At 61.6% G+C, this 17886-nt stretch carries 15 protein-coding genes; 7 read left to right on the plus strand and 8 right to left on the minus strand.

The window, feature by feature from the left end; genetic code table 11:
* Positions 1-91 precede the first annotated feature (91 nt).
* Complete coding sequence (gene alaS / locus AB8B29_RS08035; protein WP_037202381.1) at positions 92-2752, minus strand: alanine--tRNA ligase; 2661 nt, start codon at positions 2750-2752, stop codon at positions 92-94.
* Positions 2753-2924: 172 nt separating this feature from the next.
* A complete protein-coding gene (recA, locus tag AB8B29_RS08040) occupies positions 2925-4010 on the minus strand; it encodes a recombinase RecA (protein WP_037202383.1) in 1086 nt (361 codons plus the stop codon).
* Positions 4011-4249: 239 nt separating this feature from the next.
* Between recA and AB8B29_RS08045 the strand changes: the two genes are divergently transcribed.
* Positions 4250-5194, plus strand: a complete 945-nt coding sequence (locus tag AB8B29_RS08045; RefSeq protein WP_037202384.1) for a carbohydrate kinase family protein — start codon at positions 4250-4252, stop codon at positions 5192-5194.
* 46 nt (positions 5195-5240) lie between these two features.
* On the plus strand, positions 5241-6167 hold the full coding sequence (locus tag AB8B29_RS08050) for a pseudouridine-5'-phosphate glycosidase (protein WP_037202385.1): 927 nt from the start codon (positions 5241-5243) through the stop codon (positions 6165-6167).
* A 22-nt stretch (positions 6168-6189) separates the two neighbouring features.
* Here the strand turns inward: AB8B29_RS08050 and trpS are convergent, their stop codons facing one another.
* Together trpS and cckA are read right to left on the minus strand one after the other, a co-directional pair.
* Positions 6190-7209, minus strand: coding sequence for a tryptophan--tRNA ligase (gene trpS / locus AB8B29_RS08055; protein ID WP_047638242.1), 1020 nt, complete (start codon positions 7207-7209; stop codon positions 6190-6192).
* A 237-nt stretch (positions 7210-7446) separates the two neighbouring features.
* A complete protein-coding gene (gene cckA / locus AB8B29_RS08060) occupies positions 7447-10062 on the minus strand; it encodes a cell cycle histidine kinase CckA (protein WP_113118650.1) in 2616 nt (871 codons plus the stop codon).
* A gap of 290 nt (positions 10063-10352) precedes the next feature.
* Between cckA and AB8B29_RS08065 the strand changes: the two genes are divergently transcribed.
* Positions 10353-11297: a flagellar biosynthetic protein FliO gene (locus tag AB8B29_RS08065; protein WP_113118651.1), complete on the plus strand. Its 945-nt coding sequence runs from the start codon at positions 10353-10355 to the stop codon at positions 11295-11297.
* 98 nt (positions 11298-11395) lie between these two features.
* Here the strand turns inward: AB8B29_RS08065 and dksA are convergent, their stop codons facing one another.
* Positions 11396-11815, minus strand: a complete 420-nt coding sequence (gene dksA / locus AB8B29_RS08070; RefSeq protein WP_034504792.1) for an RNA polymerase-binding protein DksA — start codon at positions 11813-11815, stop codon at positions 11396-11398.
* A 289-nt stretch (positions 11816-12104) separates the two neighbouring features.
* Between dksA and AB8B29_RS08075 the strand changes: the two genes are divergently transcribed.
* The 4 genes from AB8B29_RS08075 (at position 12105) to AB8B29_RS08090 (ending at position 15947) form a co-directional block, all read left to right on the plus strand.
* Positions 12105-12596, plus strand: a complete 492-nt coding sequence (locus tag AB8B29_RS08075) for a SixA phosphatase family protein (RefSeq protein ID WP_113118652.1) — start codon at positions 12105-12107, stop codon at positions 12594-12596.
* A gap of 125 nt (positions 12597-12721) precedes the next feature.
* Entirely contained in the window at positions 12722-14197 is a 1476-nt protein-coding gene (locus AB8B29_RS08080; RefSeq protein WP_092573805.1) for a YcjX family protein, read from the plus strand.
* Positions 14194-15291: a YcjF family protein gene (locus AB8B29_RS08085; protein ID WP_113118653.1), complete on the plus strand. Its 1098-nt coding sequence runs from the start codon at positions 14194-14196 to the stop codon at positions 15289-15291. Before AB8B29_RS08080 ends, AB8B29_RS08085 begins: the two co-directional genes overlap by 4 nt.
* A gap of 104 nt (positions 15292-15395) precedes the next feature.
* Positions 15396-15947, plus strand: a complete 552-nt coding sequence (locus AB8B29_RS08090; protein ID WP_037202395.1) for a hypothetical protein — start codon at positions 15396-15398, stop codon at positions 15945-15947.
* Between the two features lie 63 nt (positions 15948-16010).
* On the opposite strand, the gene folK is transcribed toward AB8B29_RS08090, so the two are convergent.
* From folK to folP, 3 genes are all read right to left on the minus strand, one after another.
* Positions 16011-16529, minus strand: a complete 519-nt coding sequence (gene folK, locus AB8B29_RS08095; protein WP_037202396.1) for a 2-amino-4-hydroxy-6-hydroxymethyldihydropteridine diphosphokinase — start codon at positions 16527-16529, stop codon at positions 16011-16013.
* Positions 16522-16893 (minus strand): dihydroneopterin aldolase, encoded by a 372-nt coding sequence (gene folB / locus AB8B29_RS08100; RefSeq protein ID WP_034504785.1) that lies wholly within the window; start codon positions 16891-16893, stop codon positions 16522-16524. The genes folK and folB overlap by 8 nt, the downstream gene beginning before the upstream one ends.
* A 61-nt stretch (positions 16894-16954) precedes the next feature.
* Positions 16955-17812, minus strand: a complete 858-nt coding sequence (folP, locus tag AB8B29_RS08105) for a dihydropteroate synthase (RefSeq protein WP_312865273.1) — start codon at positions 17810-17812, stop codon at positions 16955-16957.
* Between the last annotated feature and the right edge of the window lie 74 nt (positions 17813-17886).

Raw genomic sequence — 17886 nt, forward strand, 5'->3', positions numbered from 1 at the left:
TTTGACAAATCCTGCTGAGTCGGTTGCACAAACGAAAACGGCGGAGGTCAACTGCCTCCGCCGCGTCCGATATTGGAATGAAATCTGGCCCTTAGCCGGCGAGTGCCCCAGCAACCGCTTCGACCGCCTCATTCGCCTTGGCACCATCGGGGCCGCCGGCCTGAGCCATGTCGGGACGTCCGCCGCCGCCCTTGCCGCCGAGGGCAGCAGACGCGATGCGGACGAGATCGACCGCGCTGAAGCGGCCGGTCAAATCCTCGGTGACGGCAACGACGGCGCTGGCCTTGCCATCCTCGGAAACGCCGATCAGCGCAACGACGCCGGAGCCGAGGCTGGCCTTGCCCTCATCCGCCAGCCCCTTGAGATCCTTGGGGTCGACACCGGAAATGGCCTTGCCGAGGAATTTGACGCCACCGACATCGCGCACCGCATCGGCAGAACCGCCCTGGCCGCCGCCCATGGCGAGCTTGCGCTTGGCATCTGCCAATTCACGCTCCAGCTTGCGGCGCTCATCCAGCAAAGATTCGACGCGCGAAACGACATCGCCGGGCTGAACCTTCAGCGCCGAAGCGAGGCTCTTCACGCGTTCGTCCTGCTCGGCAAGATAATCACGCGCGGATTCGCCTGTCACGGCTTCGATACGGCGCACGCCGGCACCGACAGCGCTGTCGCCGAGAATGCGCACGAGCCCGATCTGCCCGGTGGCGGATACGTGCGTTCCGCCGCAAAGCTCGATGGAATAGGGCTTGCCGGCCTTGGCGCCGCGCACACCCTGCCCCATGGATACGACGCGAACTTCATCGCCGTATTTCTCGCCGAACAGCGCCATCGCGCCTTCCGCGATCGCATCGTCGACGCTCATCAGGCGGGTCGTAACAGGCGAATTCTGCAGAACGATCTCGTTGGCCATATCCTCGACGATCTTCAGCTCCTCGGCCGACATCGGCTTCGGATGCGAGACGTCGAAGCGCAGGCGCTCGGGGGCGACCAGCGAGCCCTTCTGGGCAACGTGGGTGCCGAGCACTTCGCGCAGGGCCTCATGCAGCAGATGGGTCGCGGAATGGTTGGCGCGCAGGCGCGAGCGCCGTGCGTGATCGACCGTCAGCACGACGGCATCGCCCACCTTGATCGTGCCTTCCGAAACCTCGGCGCTGTGAACGAAAAGGCCTTCGCCCTTCTTCTGGGTGTCGCCGACAACAAGCTTGCCGCTGTCGCCGGTGATCACACCGGTATCGCCCATCTGGCCGCCGGACTCGCCGTAGAACGGTGTCTGGTTGACGACGATCTGCACCTTGTCGCCGGCCGAAGCACTGTCGATAGCGGCGCCGTCCCGAACGATCGCCTGGATGACACCCTCGGCAGCCTCCGTGTCGTAGCCGAGGAACTCGGTCGCGCCGAACTTTTCCTTGAGCTCGAACCAGATGGTCTCTGTCGCCTTGTCGCCGGAGCCCGCCCAATGCGAACGCGCCTCGGCCTTCTGCCGCTCCATGGCGTCGGTGAAGCTGGAAATATCGACGCCGATGCCGCGGGCGCGCAGCGCGTCCTGCGTCAGGTCCAGCGGGAAGCCATAGGTATCATAGAGCTTGAAGGCGGTTTCGCCGTCCAGGCTATCACCCTTGTGCAGGTCCGACGTGGCGTCCGACAGAAGCGACAGGCCGCGTTCCAGCGTCTTGCGGAAACGGGTTTCCTCAAGCTTCAGCGTCTCGGAGGTCAGCGCTTCGGCGCGCACCAGCTCGGGATAGGCGCGGCCCATCTGCTGGATGAGCGTCGGCAGCAGCTTCCACATCAGCGGCTCCTTGGCGCCAAGCAGCTGGGCATGGCGCATGGCGCGACGCATGATGCGGCGGAGCACGTAGCCGCGACCTTCGTTCGACGGCAGCACGCCGTCGGCGACCAGAAATGCCGAGGAACGCAGATGGTCGGCGATGACACGATGGCTGGCGCGATGTTCGCCCTCAGCCTTCACGCCGGTCGCTTCTTCGGAGGCTTCGATCAGTGCGCGGAAGAGATCGATGTCATAATTGTCATGCTTGCCCTGCAGCACGGCGGCAACGCGCTCCAGACCCATGCCGGTGTCGATCGACGGACGCGGCAGGTCGACCCGCTCCTGCTTGCTGATCTGCTCGAACTGCATGAAGACGAGATTCCAGATCTCGATGAAGCGATCACCGTCTTCTTCCGGCGAGCCGGGAGGGCCGCCCCAGATATGATCGCCGTGGTCATAGAAGATCTCCGAACAGGGGCCGCAGGGACCGGTATCGCCCATCGCCCAGAAATTGTCGCTGGTGGCGATACGGATGATCTTGTCGTCAGAGAGGCCGGCGATCTTCTTCCACAGATTATAGGCGTCGTCGTCAGTGTGATAGACCGTGACCAGCAGGCGCTTGGCGTCGAGGCCGAATTCCTTGGTGATCAGGTTCCAGGCAAGCTCGATGGCGCGCTCCTTGAAATAGTCGCCAAAGGAGAAATTGCCGAGCATTTCGAAGAAGGTATGATGGCGGGCGGTATAGCCGACATTGTCGAGGTCGTTATGCTTGCCGCCGGCGCGCACGCATTTCTGCGCTGTCGACGCCGTCGTATAGGGCCGCTGCTCCAACCCGGTGAAAACGTTCTTGAACTGCACCATGCCGGCATTGGTGAACATCAATGTCGGATCGTTGCGCGGCACCAGCGGGCTCGACGGCACGATCTCGTGGCCGTTTTTCTTAAAATAGTCGAGGAAGGTCGACCGGATTTCATTCACACCGCTCATATTGGGCCCTTCAGTACTGCCATCAGCAACTTGCGTCAAAGTCAGTGGCTTTTATCGTTCGCTCCCGGCCCTGTCCAGCCGCACGAACAAAACCGGCCGCACATCTCTTGGACAATGCGGCCGGTTTCGGATTTTGGTCTTATATCAGGCCCGGGATCGCTCCCGAAAACCGCTATTCCGCAGCGGCGTCGCCATCATCGGCATCAGGGCCGCCATTCTGCAGGAAGCGATCGGCGATCAAGCCGGCATTCTGGCGCAGTGACAACTCGATCTCGCGGGCGAGATCCGGATTGTCGCGCAGGAAGAGTTTCGCATTCTCGCGACCCTGGCCGAGGCGCTGGCTGTTATAGGAGAACCAGGCGCCGGACTTTTCGACGATGCCGGCCTTGACGCCGAGATCCACCAGTTCGCCGGTCTTGGAAACACCCTCGCCATACATGATGTCGAATTCCACCTGCTTGAAGGGCGGCGCCATCTTGTTCTTGACGACCTTGACGCGGGTCTGGTTGCCGACAACCTCTTCACGCTCCTTGACGGCGCCGATACGGCGGATGTCGAGGCGGACCGAGGCATAGAACTTCAGTGCGTTGCCGCCGGTCGTCGTTTCCGGCGAGCCGAACATGACACCGATCTTCATGCGGATCTGGTTGATGAAGATCACCATGCAATTGGACTTCGAGATCGAAGCGGTGAGCTTGCGCAGCGCCTGGCTCATCAAACGAGCCTGCAGGCCCGGCAGACTGTCACCCATCTCGCCTTCGATTTCGGCACGCGGCGTCAACGCCGCGACGGAGTCGATGACGAGAACATCGATAGCACCGGAGCGCACCAGCGTGTCGGTAATTTCAAGCGCCTGTTCGCCTGTGTCGGGCTGCGAGATCAGCAGGTTCTGCAGGTCGACGCCGAGCTTGCGGGCATAGACCGGATCGAGCGCGTGTTCGGCGTCGACGAAGGCGCAGATGCCGCCCTTCTTCTGCGCTTCGGCGATCGTCTGCAGCGCCAGCGTCGTCTTACCGGAGCTTTCAGGCCCATAGATTTCGATGATACGCCCCTTCGGCAAACCGCCGATGCCCAGCGCAATATCGAGGCTCAGGGAGCCAGTGGAAACCGTTTCTATTTCGACCACGTTCTCGTTGGAGCCGAGCTTCATGATCGAGCCCTTGCCGAACGACCGCTCAATTTGAGAGAGTGCCGCTTCAAGTGCTTTGCTTTTATCCACCGATTTGTCCTCTACAAGCCGCAAAGAATTCTGAGACATTCGATCCACCTTTAGGTTATTGAAGCCGCTCTAGCAATGTCGCCGCCGATGAGAATTCTGTACTCTATTTGTTCTCCAATCACAAGAGCACAACAAGCAATTGAAAGAAAAAGGTAAAATGAATTCCGTTCTACTTTTGTTTTCTCCTTTCTTCCCAGGCACTTACGGGTCCGCGACGATCGGATCAGGCTTGTTGGCGGCCGGTCCGATTCGCCTTTTCGATTGCTGAGGAAAACCATATGGCGAAGAAGATTCTCGTTCTTGGCGGCGCTCATGTCGACCGCCGCGGTCGCATCTTCGGCGAGACGGCGCCGGGCGCCAGCAATCCGGGAGCATGGTTCGAGGAGCCCGGCGGCGGCGGCTTCAATGCAGCCCGCAATCTCGCCCGCCTAGGCTTCGACGTAAAGCTGATCTCGCCCCGCGGCGGCGACCCCTCCGGAGAGATGGTGGCCGAGGCCGCCAGCCACGCCGGCATCGACGACAAGCCTTTCGTGTTCCTCGACCGCAAGACACCGAGCTACACCGCGATCCTAGAACGCGACGGCAATCTGGTCATCGCGCTTGCGGACATGGAGCTCTACAAGCTGTTCGTCCCCAGGCGCCTGGCGATTCGCGCCGTTCGCAATGCATTCGAGGCGACCGACCTCGTTCTTTGCGACGCCAATCTGCCGGCCGAGACGCTAAGTGCCATCACAGCAAGGGCGTCCTTCTGCGGCAAACCCGTCGCCGCCATCGCGATTTCGCCTGCGAAGGTGGTTCGGCTGAAGCCGTGCCTTGCCGGCATCGATCACCTGTTCCTCAACGAAGCCGAGGCCGCGGCGCTGACGGAGAGCCGTCCACAAGACCCGCGCGAATGGGTGAGCGAATTGCGCGCGCTCGGTCTGCGGAGCGGCGTGATCACCCGCGGCAAGCGCGAACTGATCGCGTTTTCGCGCGATGTCGTCATCAGCCTGCAGCCGCCCATCGTCGACAATGTCGCCGATGTCACCGGCGCGGGAGATTCGCTTGCCGCAGGAGTTCTGGCCGCCCTGCTCGCCGGCCACGACCTTGGCGAGGCCGTGCGTCACGGTGCTGCTGCGGCGGCAATCACCGTACAGTCGCCCTTCGCCACCGCCGAAAATCTCACACCCGAGCTGCTAAAGACGACGTTGGCCCTTGTTCCAGAGGCCGCTATTCTGTCATGAAGCCTGCTCAAATCGCCTCTACCGTTTCAGTCAATTGGACACGACCATGACCAAGCCCATTTCGCCACTGCTTCCGATCTCCTATTCGAAGGAAGTCGCTGCGGCAAAGCTGCGCGGCGCGCCGCTCGTCGCGCTGGAATCGACCATCATCACCCACGGCATGCCCTACCCGGGCAATATCGAGATGGCCCGCAGCGTCGAGGCGATCATCCGGCAGGAAGGCGCAGTGCCGGCAACCATCGCCGTCATCCACGGCGTTTTGCATATCGGCCTTGAGCCGGAAGAGTTGCAGGCGCTCGCCAAGACCGAAGCCGCCATGAAGGTGTCGCGCGCCGATCTCGCCTTCGCGATCGCCGAGCGCCGCACCGGTGCGACCACGGTCGCCGCCACGATGATCGCCGCCGCCCGCGCCGGCATCAAGGTTTTCGCCACCGGCGGCATCGGCGGCGTGCATCGCGGCGCGGAGGAGAGCTTCGATATCTCGGCCGACCTCGAAGAACTTTCCCGTACCGGCGTCATCGTCGTCTGCGCCGGCGCCAAGGCTATCCTCGATATTCCGAAGACGCTGGAAGTGTTGGAAACCCGCGGCGTGCCCGTCGTAACCTATGACAGCGCGGAATTCCCGGCCTTCTGGTCGCGCTCCTCCGGCCTGCCGAGCCCGCTGACTCTGAACAGCCCCGCGGCAATCGCCAACTTCCAGACCACCCGCGAACAGCTCGGCATCGATGGCGGCATGTTGATCGCCAATCCGGTGCCGGAAGCCGACGAAATTCCGCGCGAGGAAATGGAAATCTACATCCAGCGCGCCCTCGACAGCGCCGAACGCGACGAAATCACCGGCAAGGCGGTCACCCCGTACCTGCTCGGCACCATCTTCGACATCACCGACGGTCGCAGCTTGAAGACCAACATCGCGCTTGTCGAAAACAATGCGCGGCTTGCCGCCGAAATCGCCGTCGCCCTGGCGGAATAACAAACGGAACCTCGCAGCCGCCCTAGGTCAATGTGAACAGACCAAGGGCGGCTCGCAATTCAGCGAGGGTCGCCTCCGTCCGCTCCCTTGCCTTCAGCGTGCCCTCCCGCAATATCCCCATTACATAGTCCGGTTCACTGGCAAACCGGGCGCGACGCTCGCGGATCGGCGCAAGCAGCGCCTGTAAAATGCCGTCCAGATGTCTCTTCAGGGTGACGTCGCCCAACCCACCCTGCCGATATCGCGCCTTCAGCTCGTCCACGAATTGCCGATCGTCGCAGAAGGCGTCCAGATAGGTAAAGACGACATTGCCCTCGATCCTTCCAGGATCGCTAACGCGTATGTGGTCGGGATCGGTATACATGCGCCGTACGGCATCGCGAATATGGTCCGGCGAAGCCGAGAGCGGGATGCCGTTGCCCTGCGACTTGCTCATCTTTGCCTTTCCGTCGACGCCCGGCAGGCGACCGACGGTCGGCACCATGGCCTCCGCCTCGACAAGGATATCGCGGCCGACCTGCCGGTTGAGGCGGCGGACGATCTCGTTGGTCTGTTCTATCAGAGGCGCCTGATCCTCGCCGACGGGCACGACCGTTGCCTTGAAGGCGGTGATATCGGCCGCCTGGGCCACGGGATAGCAGAGGAAGCCGGCGGGTATATCGCGCTCGAAGCCGCGAAGCTGGATTTCCGTCTTGATCGTCGGGTTGCGCTCCAGGCGGCCGACCGTGACGAAATTCATATAGAGCAGCGTCAGTTCCGCCAGCGCAGGCAGCGCGGATTGCACGCAGATCGCCGTCTCTACGGGATCGATGCCGACGGCGAGATAATCGAGGGCGACTTCGAGAACGTTGCGACGGACCTTCTCCGGATCGTGGGCATTGTCGGTCAGCGCCTGTGTATCCGCCAGCAGCAAGAACTGCCTATGGCTGCGCTGGAGCGCGACGCGACTCTTCAGCGATCCGACATAATGGCCGAGATGGAGCGGCCCTGTGGTCCGGTCGCCCGTCAGGATGACGGGGCGGGTATCGATAGAGGAAGACATTTTTTGCTCCGCAAAAGGAGCCGCCGTAGTCGGGAAGGAAAACTGAAATGACGATGCCTACCGGATCACGGCGGCAAAGGTCGATTTCAAGACATGACGACTGCCGCTCCTAGAGGGAGCGCCACCACATACGGAAAATTGGCTTGGCAGGATCGATCATGCGCAGTTGATATCACTCATGCGCCGGCATCGGCAATATCGGCGGAGAAAAATCGCTCCGAATGGAAAATACCCCGCCTATCGGTCCAGCGTTTCCCGCACGACGACCGCGAGCTGCTTCAGCGAGAACGGCTTCGGCAGGAAGCCGAACTGCGCGTCGGCCGGCAGATTGCGGGCGAAGGCATCCTCTGCATAGCCCGAGACGAAGATGAACTTCATATCCGGATATTTCTTGCGCAACTCGCGCAGCAGCGTCGGACCGTCCATCTCAGGCATGACGACATCGGAGACGACAACATCCACCTGACCATCGAGCTCGTCCAGGATCTCCATTGCTTCGACGCCGGAGCCCGCCTCGTAGACGGTGTAGCCGCGTGTCTCCAGCATGCGCTTGCCGCCACGGCGCACTGCCTCCTCGTCCTCGACCAGCAACACGACGGCAGACTTGCCGGTAAGATCCGCCGGCTCTTCGCTCTGCCCCATCGCTGCAACGCTCTGATCCATTGCCGTGACGCCGCGGCTTTCCGACACCTTTTCTTCCGTCACGACCGACGGGTCGACCATATGACGCGGCAGGAAGATGCGGAAGGTCGTTCCCTTGCCGACTTCCGATTCCGGATGGATGTAACCGCCGGACTGCTTGATGATGCCATAGACCATCGCGAGGCCGAGACCCGTGCCCTTGCCCACTTCCTTCGTCGTGAAGAAGGGCTCGAAAATCTTGTCCATGATTTCCGGCGCAATACCCGTGCCGGTATCGTTGACCTCGACGAGAACCATGTCCTCATGCGGCAGATAGGCGTAATTGAAGGCGCTTACATCCGCCGCCAAAAGATTGCGGGTGCGCAGCGTCAGCGTGCCGCCGCCCGGCATGGCGTCGCGCGCATTGACGCAGAGGTTGATGAGCACCTGCTCGAACTGCGACAGATCGGTTTTGACAGGCCAGAGGTCGCGGCCGTAATCGACATCCAGCTTGACATGCGTGCCCGACAAGAGCCTGTCCACCAGCATGCGCAGGTCGCCGATCACGTCGGTCAGGTTGAGGATCGTCGGCCGCATGGTCTGCTTGCGGGAGAAGGCCAACAGCTGCCGGACCAGCACGGCCGCTCGATTGGCGTTGCGCTTGATTTCCATCAGATCCGCAAAGCTGGCGTCGGAAGGCCGCGCCTGCAGCAGCAGATGGTCGGAAGACAGCAGGATCGCCGTCAGCACGTTGTTGAAATCATGCGCGATGCCGCCGGCAAGCGTTCCCACGGCGTTGAGCTTCTGCGTCTGCGCCATTTGCGTTTCGAGCGCCTTCTGCTCGGTCACTTCGACGGCATAGACGATGGCGGCCTCTTCCGGGGCTTCGTCGGTCTGGTCGATCACGGCGTTGATATAGAAGCGGAAATGCCGCGTGTCGTCCTTCGGATTGCGGGAATCGATCGGCGGAATGTCGCCCTGTCGGTCCTTGGCGGCCGCCAGCGCCCGGCGCAGCTGAGCCCGGTCGTTGTCGTTGACGACAGTCTCAAGTGCCGCGCCGCGCTCGATATCGTCGCGCGACACGAGATCCGAGAAGAGCTTCAGGAAGGGCGCGTTAGTGCGTAGAATGCGACCCTCGCCATCGACCGAAGCGATTGCCATCGGGGTATTGTTGAAGAAGCGGCTGAAGCGCATCGCCGCCGCCGAAGCCGATTGCTCTGTGCCGCCGCCGTTCTGTCGCGTCAGCACGATCGTCCGGCTTTCGCCGGGGGCGCCGTCGCGCATGGATGTTACGCTGTGGACGATCTGCACCGGCAGGCTCTGGCCGTTGGCACGGCGCAGATCGAGATCGAGCGTCACTGTCTTCTTCAGTCCCGGCTCCGCCTGCACGGATTGGATCAGCGCCAACCCCTCGCCGGCAACGAGATCGCCTATCGTCGTCGAGCCCGGCACGAATTTCGTGAGGTCCAGACCCAGCCATTCGGCAAGCGTCGCATTGAGATAGAAGATCTCGCCCTTGCGTCCGGCCGAGAAGAAGCCGGCCGGCGCGTGGTCGAGATAGTCGATCGCGTTCTGCAGCTCCTTGAAGAAACGTTCCTGATCGTCGCGTTCGGAGGTGATGTCGGTGATCTGCCAGATATGCAGGGCCTTGCCGCGCCCCGGTTCCGGCGGCAGCACGCGCGCTTTCAGACGATACCAATGAGCATCATTGCCGCTTCCATCCCCTGGGCCGAGAGGCTTCATCAGACGGAATTCTTCCGATCCCTCCTTCGCTTCGCGCAGACCGTTTGCGAGGCGATACAGTGCCTCGTTGGATTCCCGGTTGCGCGACAGCAGCGTCTCGAGCGACTGCACCTCCGTCGCCTTGGCGGCGCCTGTCAGGCGTCCATAGGCCGCATTGGCATAGATGATGCGGCCTTTTTCGTCGGTGATCAGCGTGCCGTCGGGCTGGCTGTTGAGGAATGAGCGCGCCAGACTATCGGACTGGGGCTGCGGCATGACCTCGACGAAACCGATGATCGACGACACCAGGAAGAAGATGCCGACCATGGCGAGGATGCCGAGGCCGCCGAGCACGGCCTCATTGTCGAGCTGGCTCTTGAAGACGACAAAGGCGGCCGCGGCCGCGACGAGGACGAGCGCAAGCAGGATGATGCGCAGCGCGGTGCCCGAACGAACCCCACGATCCACCAGCGGCACGCTATACTCGTCGGACGGACGATGCTTCGTCATAGACCCCTCGTCTTCGCCTTCCCCTTGCGACATGTCGTGAACGTTACGGATCGCAGGAGTCGGACCTTTCGAATCCTTCTTTATCAACTTGCGTCACCCGCAAAAAGCTTTGCAGGCTCAGAAAGGCTTGAATTCACAGGCAAGAGCACGGAACATCAGACAATGCCATCTTGTCTCCGGCACAATCCTGTTCATATGATCACCTCATATGAAGGCCAATGTCACGGCGGCGGCCCTGCGGTTGCTGCGCAAAGGCCGCGCTATCGGGGATAAATACGGAGTATCTCGACATGTTGGACGAAATCGCCGGAGCCTATGGCAGCCGCTTCTTCCTTGCAGTCGGCGGAGTTGGCATCGCTCTTCTCCTGCTGATCGGCATTCTCTGGATTCTGCGCCACCGAGCGCCCTCGCCTTTCGTGCGTGGTGGCAAGAACCGCCAACCGCGCCTGCAGGTGCTGGATGCGGCCGCTGTTGATGCCCGCCGCCGACTCGTTCTTGTCCGTCGCGACGGCATTGAACACCTTATCATGATCGGCGGGCCGACCGATATCGTCATCGAATCCGGGATCTCAGATCCAACGCGGACAGGAACGCCGACACCGACACCGACATCGATACCAACGCCCACGCCGGTCGAAATCCCCTTCGCGTACGAAAACCGACCGGAACCGTCACAGAAAGCCGCCGAACTCGATACCCTCCCCGCCGCATTTTCGCAGCTCCCTCGATCGACCGGGGACAAGACCGACGCCTATCTGCGCACTGAACCGGCTGTCGCCGCTGCGCCGGAGCCCGCACCGCGTCAGGTCGAACGGCCTCAGCCTATCGTCACGCCGCCGCAGCGCGCATCCCAGCCCGTGACCGCGCTGACCGAGACGGAAGCCGCCGACATCTTGGAGGCCGCTCGCCATATGGTCCTGCCGCAACAACCGGCACGCGCGGCGGCCGTCGAGCCGACGGTCGCAGCACCGTCTCCCGCCGAACCTGCCAATGAATTTCAACGCGTGCTGGAAGCGGAAATGTCAAAGAATTTGACTGCCGAGCGGATCATTCCGAACGTGCAGCAGCCCCGCCAGGTTCAGCAACAGCCGGCCGCCGCATCCGCCCCGGTACAGGCTCCTGGTCCCGCACAGCGCATCGATCCCGAACTCGCCCCGATAACCGGAGCAGACAGCGCCCTGCAAAAGGAGGTTGCACGCATTTTCGGCGAGATGAGCGTCAGCCGCGACAAGTAAGACGCAGTCGCGCGACTGCGTCGCCAAATGAAAAAGGCACGACGGAAATATTCGTCGTGCCTTCAGTTTTTCAATATTGGCCGAAACCGGCTGTGCAACTACTCGTCGCGATAGACCTTCTCGCGGCGCTCGTGACGCTCCTGCGCTTCGATCGACAGTGTGGCAATCGGACGGGCATCCAACCGCTTGAGGCCGATCGGTTCGCCGGTCTCTTCACAGTAGCCGTAAGTGCCGTCTTCGATGCGCTGCAATGCAGCGTCGATTTTGGAAATAAGCTTACGCTGGCGATCACGAGCCCGGAGTTCGATGGCTCTATCTGTTTCCGAGGAAGCCCGGTCGGCCAGATCGGGATGGTTTGCGCTTTCTTCTGCCAGGTGATCCAGCGTCTCGCGCGCTTCTCTTAGGATATCATTTTTCCAGGCTACCAGCTTCGCTCTAAAATAGGCCCGCTGATTTACATTCATGAACTCCTCGTCCTCCGAGGGCACATAACTGCTAAGATCGATCTTCTCACTCAACGCGATTCTCCTGAAGAACATCTCATATTGCCGGGTGTATATCCCAACCAATAGTATCGATTCAAGCCAAATAGATGCTGTCAACTGATTTTTAAATTTGTCATAAAATTCAGCTAAGGGTCTATTTTTTCATCATATATTTGCAACGGGCCGAATCCGGCCCAACCGTAACCTTCGCGTGAATAAGCGCCAAACGCGGATCTGGCGGAGCTGGCGGATCTGGGAGCAGTTGACTGTATGTGGGATCAGACGTTACCTCGTTGATGAAATCGAGCTCTGGAATTTCGCCATGACCAACATCTCGCCACCGCCTTCCCGGATCTATCTCTTGCGTCATGCGGCGGCTCAACAAGCCGCGCCGGGTCAGCGGGATTTCGATCGCCCTCTTACCGACGACGGCTTTGCCGCGGCCGAGATTGTCGCGGACAAGGCGGCTGACAAAGACTACGAGCCGGACCTGATCATTTCCTCGACCGCCCTGCGGTGTCGGCAGACTGCTGACGCCATGCGCCGCGTCGTCAGCCCATCCACCGAATTCCGCTTTGTCGATGCTCTCTACAACGGCACGTTGGAAATCTACCTCTCGCTCATAGCATCGCAAACCGACCAGGAATCCGTGATGCTGGTGGCGCACAATCCGACCATCGAGCAGACGCTGGAATCCCTGATCGGTCATGAAGCATTGGTTGGCGCACTTCCTCGCGGCTTTCCAACCGCCGGCCTGGCGGTTGTCGACTCGACATCGACAGGCTGGGTGCTTGCGGACTTTGTCACCGAGTAGCGATATCTGCTGATGCCAGCAAGCGCTCCAGCCTTGGCCGGAACGCCCGCCGATATAACGTTGCCTTTTCGGCTTGAGTTTCGCTTCCTATATTCACGGTCACGCTGTCATTCAGGGATCCCGCCTTGCCGCCAAGCCTGACCTCCTTCACCGACGACGCCCTGATCGCCTTTGATAATCTTGCTGATCGCGCGGCCGGCCTCGTCAACCCGACAATTCGCCTCGGTGTCACCGGCCTCTCCCGTTCGGGCAAGACCGTGTTCATCTCTTCCCTGGTACACAATCTCCTGAATGGCGGCCGCCTGCCGCTGTTCGAGGCGGTGCAATCGGGTCGCGTCTCCGCAGTGCGCCTCGAACCGCAACCTGACGATGCCGTGCCGCGTTTTCAATACGAGGACCACATTCGCGCGCTGGTGAAAGAGCGGATTTGGCCCGATTCGACACGCGCGATCTCGGAGCTGCGCATTACCCTGGACTATCAAAGCGCCAGCGGCTGGAATCGGCTGTTCTCTCCCGGGCGCCTTTCCATCGACATCGTCGACTACCCCGGCGAATGGCTGCTCGACCTACCGCTGCTCGGCAAGGATTTCCGCACCTTCAGCGGGGACACGCTGGCTTTGGCCGCGACCGGCATCCGCGCCGAGCTGTCACGCGCCTGGCTGGCGATAACAGAAAATGCCGATATTGCGGCGCCTGCGGACGAAATGAAGGCGCGCGACCTTGCAGCGGCTTTTGCCGATTACCTCAAGGCCTGCAAATCCGACGAGCGTTCGCTGTCGACGCTGCCGCCGGGCCGCTTTCTGCTGCCTGGTGATCTGGACGGTTCGCCGGCGCTCACTTTCGCGCCGCTGAAGCTTCCGGCTGAGGGCAACGCCCCAAAAGGCTCGCTCTGGGCGATGATGGAGCGCCGCTACGAGGCCTACAAATCCGTGGTGGTCAAACCCTTCTTTCGCGAGCATTTTGCCCGTCTAGACCGCCAGATCGTTCTCGTCGATGCCTTGCAGGCCATCAATCGCGGTCCAGAAGCGGTGCAGGATCTCGAGCGCGCGCTGACGGATGTGCTGGCCTGCTTCCGTCCCGGCGCCAATTCCTTCTTTTCCGCGCTCATCGGCCGCCGCATCGATCGCGTGCTGGTCGCCGCCACCAAGGCCGACCATCTCCATCACGAAAGCCATGACCGGCTGGAGGCACTGACCCGCCGCCTCGTGGAGCGTGCCGTCGAACGCATCGGCATGGCCGGCGCCGGCATCGAGGTCATGGCCATCGCCTCCGTGCGCGCCACCCGCGAGGCGACCGTGACGCGCGACGGACAGACGCTTCCCGTCATCGTCGGCACGCCGATGGACAAGGAAACGATCGCCGGCGAAATCTTTGACGGCAATCGCAAGACGGCAGTATTCCCGGGCGATCTGCCGGAAAATCCCCGCTGGCTGTTCGAAGCCCTTGAATCGGATGGGGCAAAGGTCCATCTGCCCGAGGTGAACGTCGTGCGCTTCCGCCCGCCGGAGCTGGATGAAACCGGCAGCGGCATCAAGCTTTCGGTGCCGCATATCCGCCTCGATCGCGCCATGCAGTTCCTGTTCGGAGACCGTCTCGCATGACGAAACCGACCGCAAACGAACCAAGCGGCCCCGCCCGCCGTCCGGCCGCCTTTTCGCTGGAGCCGGACATTTCCAGAAGCGATGCGAATGCCGCAGCCGGTTCGGAATCGCTGCGTCGCAAGCCGCAAAGCTTCGACACCGAAATCGTCCTGACACCGGACGAGGAAGACCCTTTCATCAACCCTGCCCTCGACTCGGCACTGACCGAAAGCGCCGTTGCCAGGCCACGCCGCCGTGGGTTTTCCTTCGGCAAGGTGGCGCTGAGCGCACTCGGCATTCTGGTGTCGCTCGCCTTCGGCCTCTGGACGGATCAGCTCATCCGCGACCTGTTCAGCCGCGCCGACTGGCTCGGCTATACGGCGCTCGCAACGGTCGCCGTCGGCATTCTCGCCGTCCTTGCCATCGTTGTCAGGGAAACCGCCGGCATGATGCGGCTCGCGGCCGTGCAGACCATCAAGGCGGAAGCGGAAGCCGCGATCGTCGAAACACGCCCGGCGCGGGCCAAGGCGCTGGTAAAGCGGCTCTGCATTCTTCTCGAAGCCAATCCGGAAACAGCACGAGGCCGCGCCACGCTGAAAGCCGCCGAGGACGACATCATCGATGCGCCACACTTGATCGACCTCGCGGAGCGCGAGCTGCTCGGACCGCTCGACCGTCGCGCCCGAGCACTGATTCTCGGCGCCTCGAAGCGGGTCTCGGTCGTGACAGCCGTCAGCCCGCGCGCCCTCGTCGACATTCTCTTCGTTCTCTACGAGGCGGCAAAGCTGGTGCGGGCCATGGCCGAGCTCTATGGCGGTAGGCCCGGTACGCTCGGTATGCTCAGGTTGATGCGCGATGTGCTTGCCCATCTCGCCGTCACCGGCTCGATCGCAGTCGGCGACGGCATCGTCCAGCAGCTGATCGGCCACGGCCTGGCATCGAAGCTTTCGGCGCGGTTAGGCGAAGGCGTCGTCAACGGCATGATGACGGCGCGGATCGGAATTGCAGCCATGGATCTCTGCCGGCCATTGTCCTTCAAGGCGCTCAAGCGGCCTGGCATTGCCGACTTCGCCGGCGATCTCACGCCGAGTGTGACGGGCCGCAAGACGACATGAATGCCCGTAAATCCGGCTTTGCAAGGCGCAGGAAACCAAGCATTAACCATTCTCGGGCAAAAGTGGGAACCAGATTTACGGTCCCGCCTCGCTAAGGAATGTCCATGTTTTCGCGTCAATTTCTTCTTGTAAGCGGCCTTGCCGCCGCGACCCTCTCCACAGGTGCTTGGGTTCATTCGGCTGACGCGGCTCCCCGCGACAAGGCCTTTTTCCAATCGGTCGCCGGCTCCTGGAGCGGTCCGGGCGAAATCGTCGCCGGTAAATACAAGGGAACGAAATTCACCTGCGCCCTCACGGGCAAGGCGCTCGACAGCAGCAATGCCGGCGTCAAGCTCGATGGCACCTGCCGCGTCGGCGTCTTCCAGCAGCCGATGTCGGCCGAGATCACCCAGAGCGGCGGTAGTTACACCGGAAAATTTCTGGACGGAGCCGCCGGCAAGGGTCTGGATGTGACGTCCGGTACGGTCAATGACGGTACGGTCGTGCTCGGTCTGAACCGCCAGAAGCTCAATGGCGCCATGATCGCCCGCGTGACGAACGACAAGTTGATGAACGTCACGATTTCGGTAAAGGTTGGCGAACAGATGGTTCCGGTCATCGGCGTCACGCTGAAGCGCGCCGACATCGACCAGATGGCGGTCGGATCGATCCAATAATTCCAGGCATCAAGCCATATTGATAGCGGCCGGCATCCTTCGCCGGCCGTTTTGCATTCCCTGTCAGGCCGATTGCCACCAATCGCGGCTTTCGTCCGCAACCTCGATCCCCTCGACATCGACCTCACGCAGCCAGTCCTTGATCGCGCGTCCTTTGACCGTCAGATCGGCGGCGAAATCGGCAAGCGGCATGAGGACGAAACCGCGCTCGGTCATGCGGGGATGAGGAATGCTGAGCAGCGGCTCGGCACGCTCCAGCTCGCCATAGGTCAGGATATCGATATCGATCGTTCGCGGCCCCCAGCGTTCTATCCGAACCCTTTTCATGTCGCGCTCTATACCCAGGCAAACCTCTAGCAGCGCTTCCGGCGCAAGCGTCGTATCGACGGCGGCGCAGGAATTATAGAAGAAGGATTGATCCGTCTTGCCCCAAGGCGGCGTCCTATAGAGCCGCGAGACCGAAACCACCTGGCAATCGGCCCGCGAATCAAGCGTCCGCAAGGCAAGCGCCATCGCGTGCTTGGGATTATCCAGGTTGCCACCCAGGCCGAGCGTTGCGCGCACGGCTCCGTTCTCAGGCAAAATGCTCAACGCTCACCTGTACGTAATCGAGAACGCCCGGAACCGGAGCATTGGGTTTGCGCACCGTGATCTTCGCCCTGCGGATGCTCGGAAAACGCCGGCACAGCTCCTTCGCCACATCGAGCGCCAGCGCCTCGATCAGATAGCGCCTGCGTCCCGTGACGATTTCCTCGATGACGCTGAATGCGATGCCGTAGTTGACGGTATCGTTGATCGAATCTCGCTCCAGTGCGTCGCCGGCTTCGACGTCGAGTTCGGCGTCGACAAAGAAACGCTGACCGAGGAATTCCTCCTCGTCATGCACGCCGTGGCGGGCAAAGAACGCACAATTCTGAAGAGTGATGGTGTAGGTGATAACGCTCATGACGTCCCTCCGTTTCGAACAGACACGACGGCGTCCGAAAACCGCTCCCTATGGTCCGGGATCATGCTTTAAGTCTCGCGCGCGTTCCGAGGATAGCATCCGCGACCGCCAACGCGTCCCTGTTGATTGCGACATTATGTACGCGGAATAGGGCCGCTCCCTGCAAGCGCAATATCGCATTCGCCGCAGCCGTCCCGACATCCCGATCCGGTGCGTCGCGTCCGGTAATAGCGCCGACAAATCGCTTGCGCGAGGTGCCCACCAAAAGAGGCAGCTCGAATCGAAGCAATGCATTGAAACGCGCCATCAATTCCAGATTCTCCTCCGTGTGCTCCTTGGCAAAGCCAAAGCCGGGATCCAGCACGATATTCTGCCGGCTCACGCCGGCTGCCGCGGCGATGTCGAGCGAGCGACTGAGGAACAACATCTGATCGTCGATCACGTCGGGCAGCTTCTGCCGGTCGCGACCGGTATGCATGATGCAAAGCCCGGCGCCTGTCTGCGCCGCCAGAGCCGCGATCTCCGGCTCGCGTTGCAGGCCGAAAACATCGTTGACGATATGCGCGCCGGCTCCAACCGCCAGTCGCGCCGTATCGGCCCGATAGGTATCGACCGATATCAACGCATCCGTCTTGCCGCGGAGCGCCTCAATGACGGGCAGCACCCGCCCCTGCTCTTCGCTGGCGCTGACGGCATCACCGCCGGGCTTCGTCGATTCGCCGCCGATGTCGATAATCGCGGCGCCATCCTCGACGCAGGCGAGCGCATGCGCAACCGCGGTATCGACGGCTTCATAGTGCCCGCCATCGGAGAAGGAATCCGGCGTCACATTGACGATAGCCATGATGACGCTCTGTTTGCCGACATCGAGGCTGCGCCCATGCGCGACATGCCAGCTTTGACTGCGAAGCTCTGCCACCAACCATCCCATCCCATTGAAATGAAAAAACCTTGCGCTTGATATTGCGCTCACAGTGGCTATGCCGCAAGGTT

This window comes from Rhizobium sp. 11_C7_N12_5 (assembly GCF_051811145.1).
In the GTDB taxonomy this organism is placed as follows: domain Bacteria; phylum Pseudomonadota; class Alphaproteobacteria; order Rhizobiales; family Rhizobiaceae; genus Rhizobium; species Rhizobium lusitanum.

Bases quoted from the DNA above. Each gene is read 5' to 3' on its own strand.
- AB8B29_RS08085 (WP_113118653.1), top strand. From the start codon at position 14,194: ATGACGAAACCGACCGCAAACGAACCAAGCGGCCCCGCCCGCCGTCCG.
- AB8B29_RS08090 (WP_037202395.1), top strand. From the start codon at position 15,396: ATGTTTTCGCGTCAATTTCTTCTTGTAAGCGGCCTTGCCGCCGCGACC.
- recA (WP_037202383.1), bottom strand. From the start codon at position 4,010: ATGTCTCAGAATTCTTTGCGGCTTGTAGAGGACAAATCGGTGGATAAA.
- cckA (WP_113118650.1), bottom strand. From the start codon at position 10,062: ATGACGAAGCATCGTCCGTCCGACGAGTATAGCGTGCCGCTGGTGGAT.
- alaS (WP_037202381.1), bottom strand. From the start codon at position 2,752: ATGAGCGGTGTGAATGAAATCCGGTCGACCTTCCTCGACTATTTTAAG.
- trpS (WP_047638242.1), bottom strand. From the start codon at position 7,209: ATGTCTTCCTCTATCGATACCCGCCCCGTCATCCTGACGGGCGACCGG.
- AB8B29_RS08045 (WP_037202384.1), top strand. From the start codon at position 4,250: ATGGCGAAGAAGATTCTCGTTCTTGGCGGCGCTCATGTCGACCGCCGC.
- AB8B29_RS08050 (WP_037202385.1), top strand. From the start codon at position 5,241: ATGACCAAGCCCATTTCGCCACTGCTTCCGATCTCCTATTCGAAGGAA.
- AB8B29_RS08065 (WP_113118651.1), top strand. From the start codon at position 10,353: ATGTTGGACGAAATCGCCGGAGCCTATGGCAGCCGCTTCTTCCTTGCA.
- AB8B29_RS08075 (WP_113118652.1), top strand. From the start codon at position 12,105: ATGACCAACATCTCGCCACCGCCTTCCCGGATCTATCTCTTGCGTCAT.
- folB (WP_034504785.1), bottom strand. From the start codon at position 16,893: ATGAGCGTTATCACCTACACCATCACTCTTCAGAATTGTGCGTTCTTT.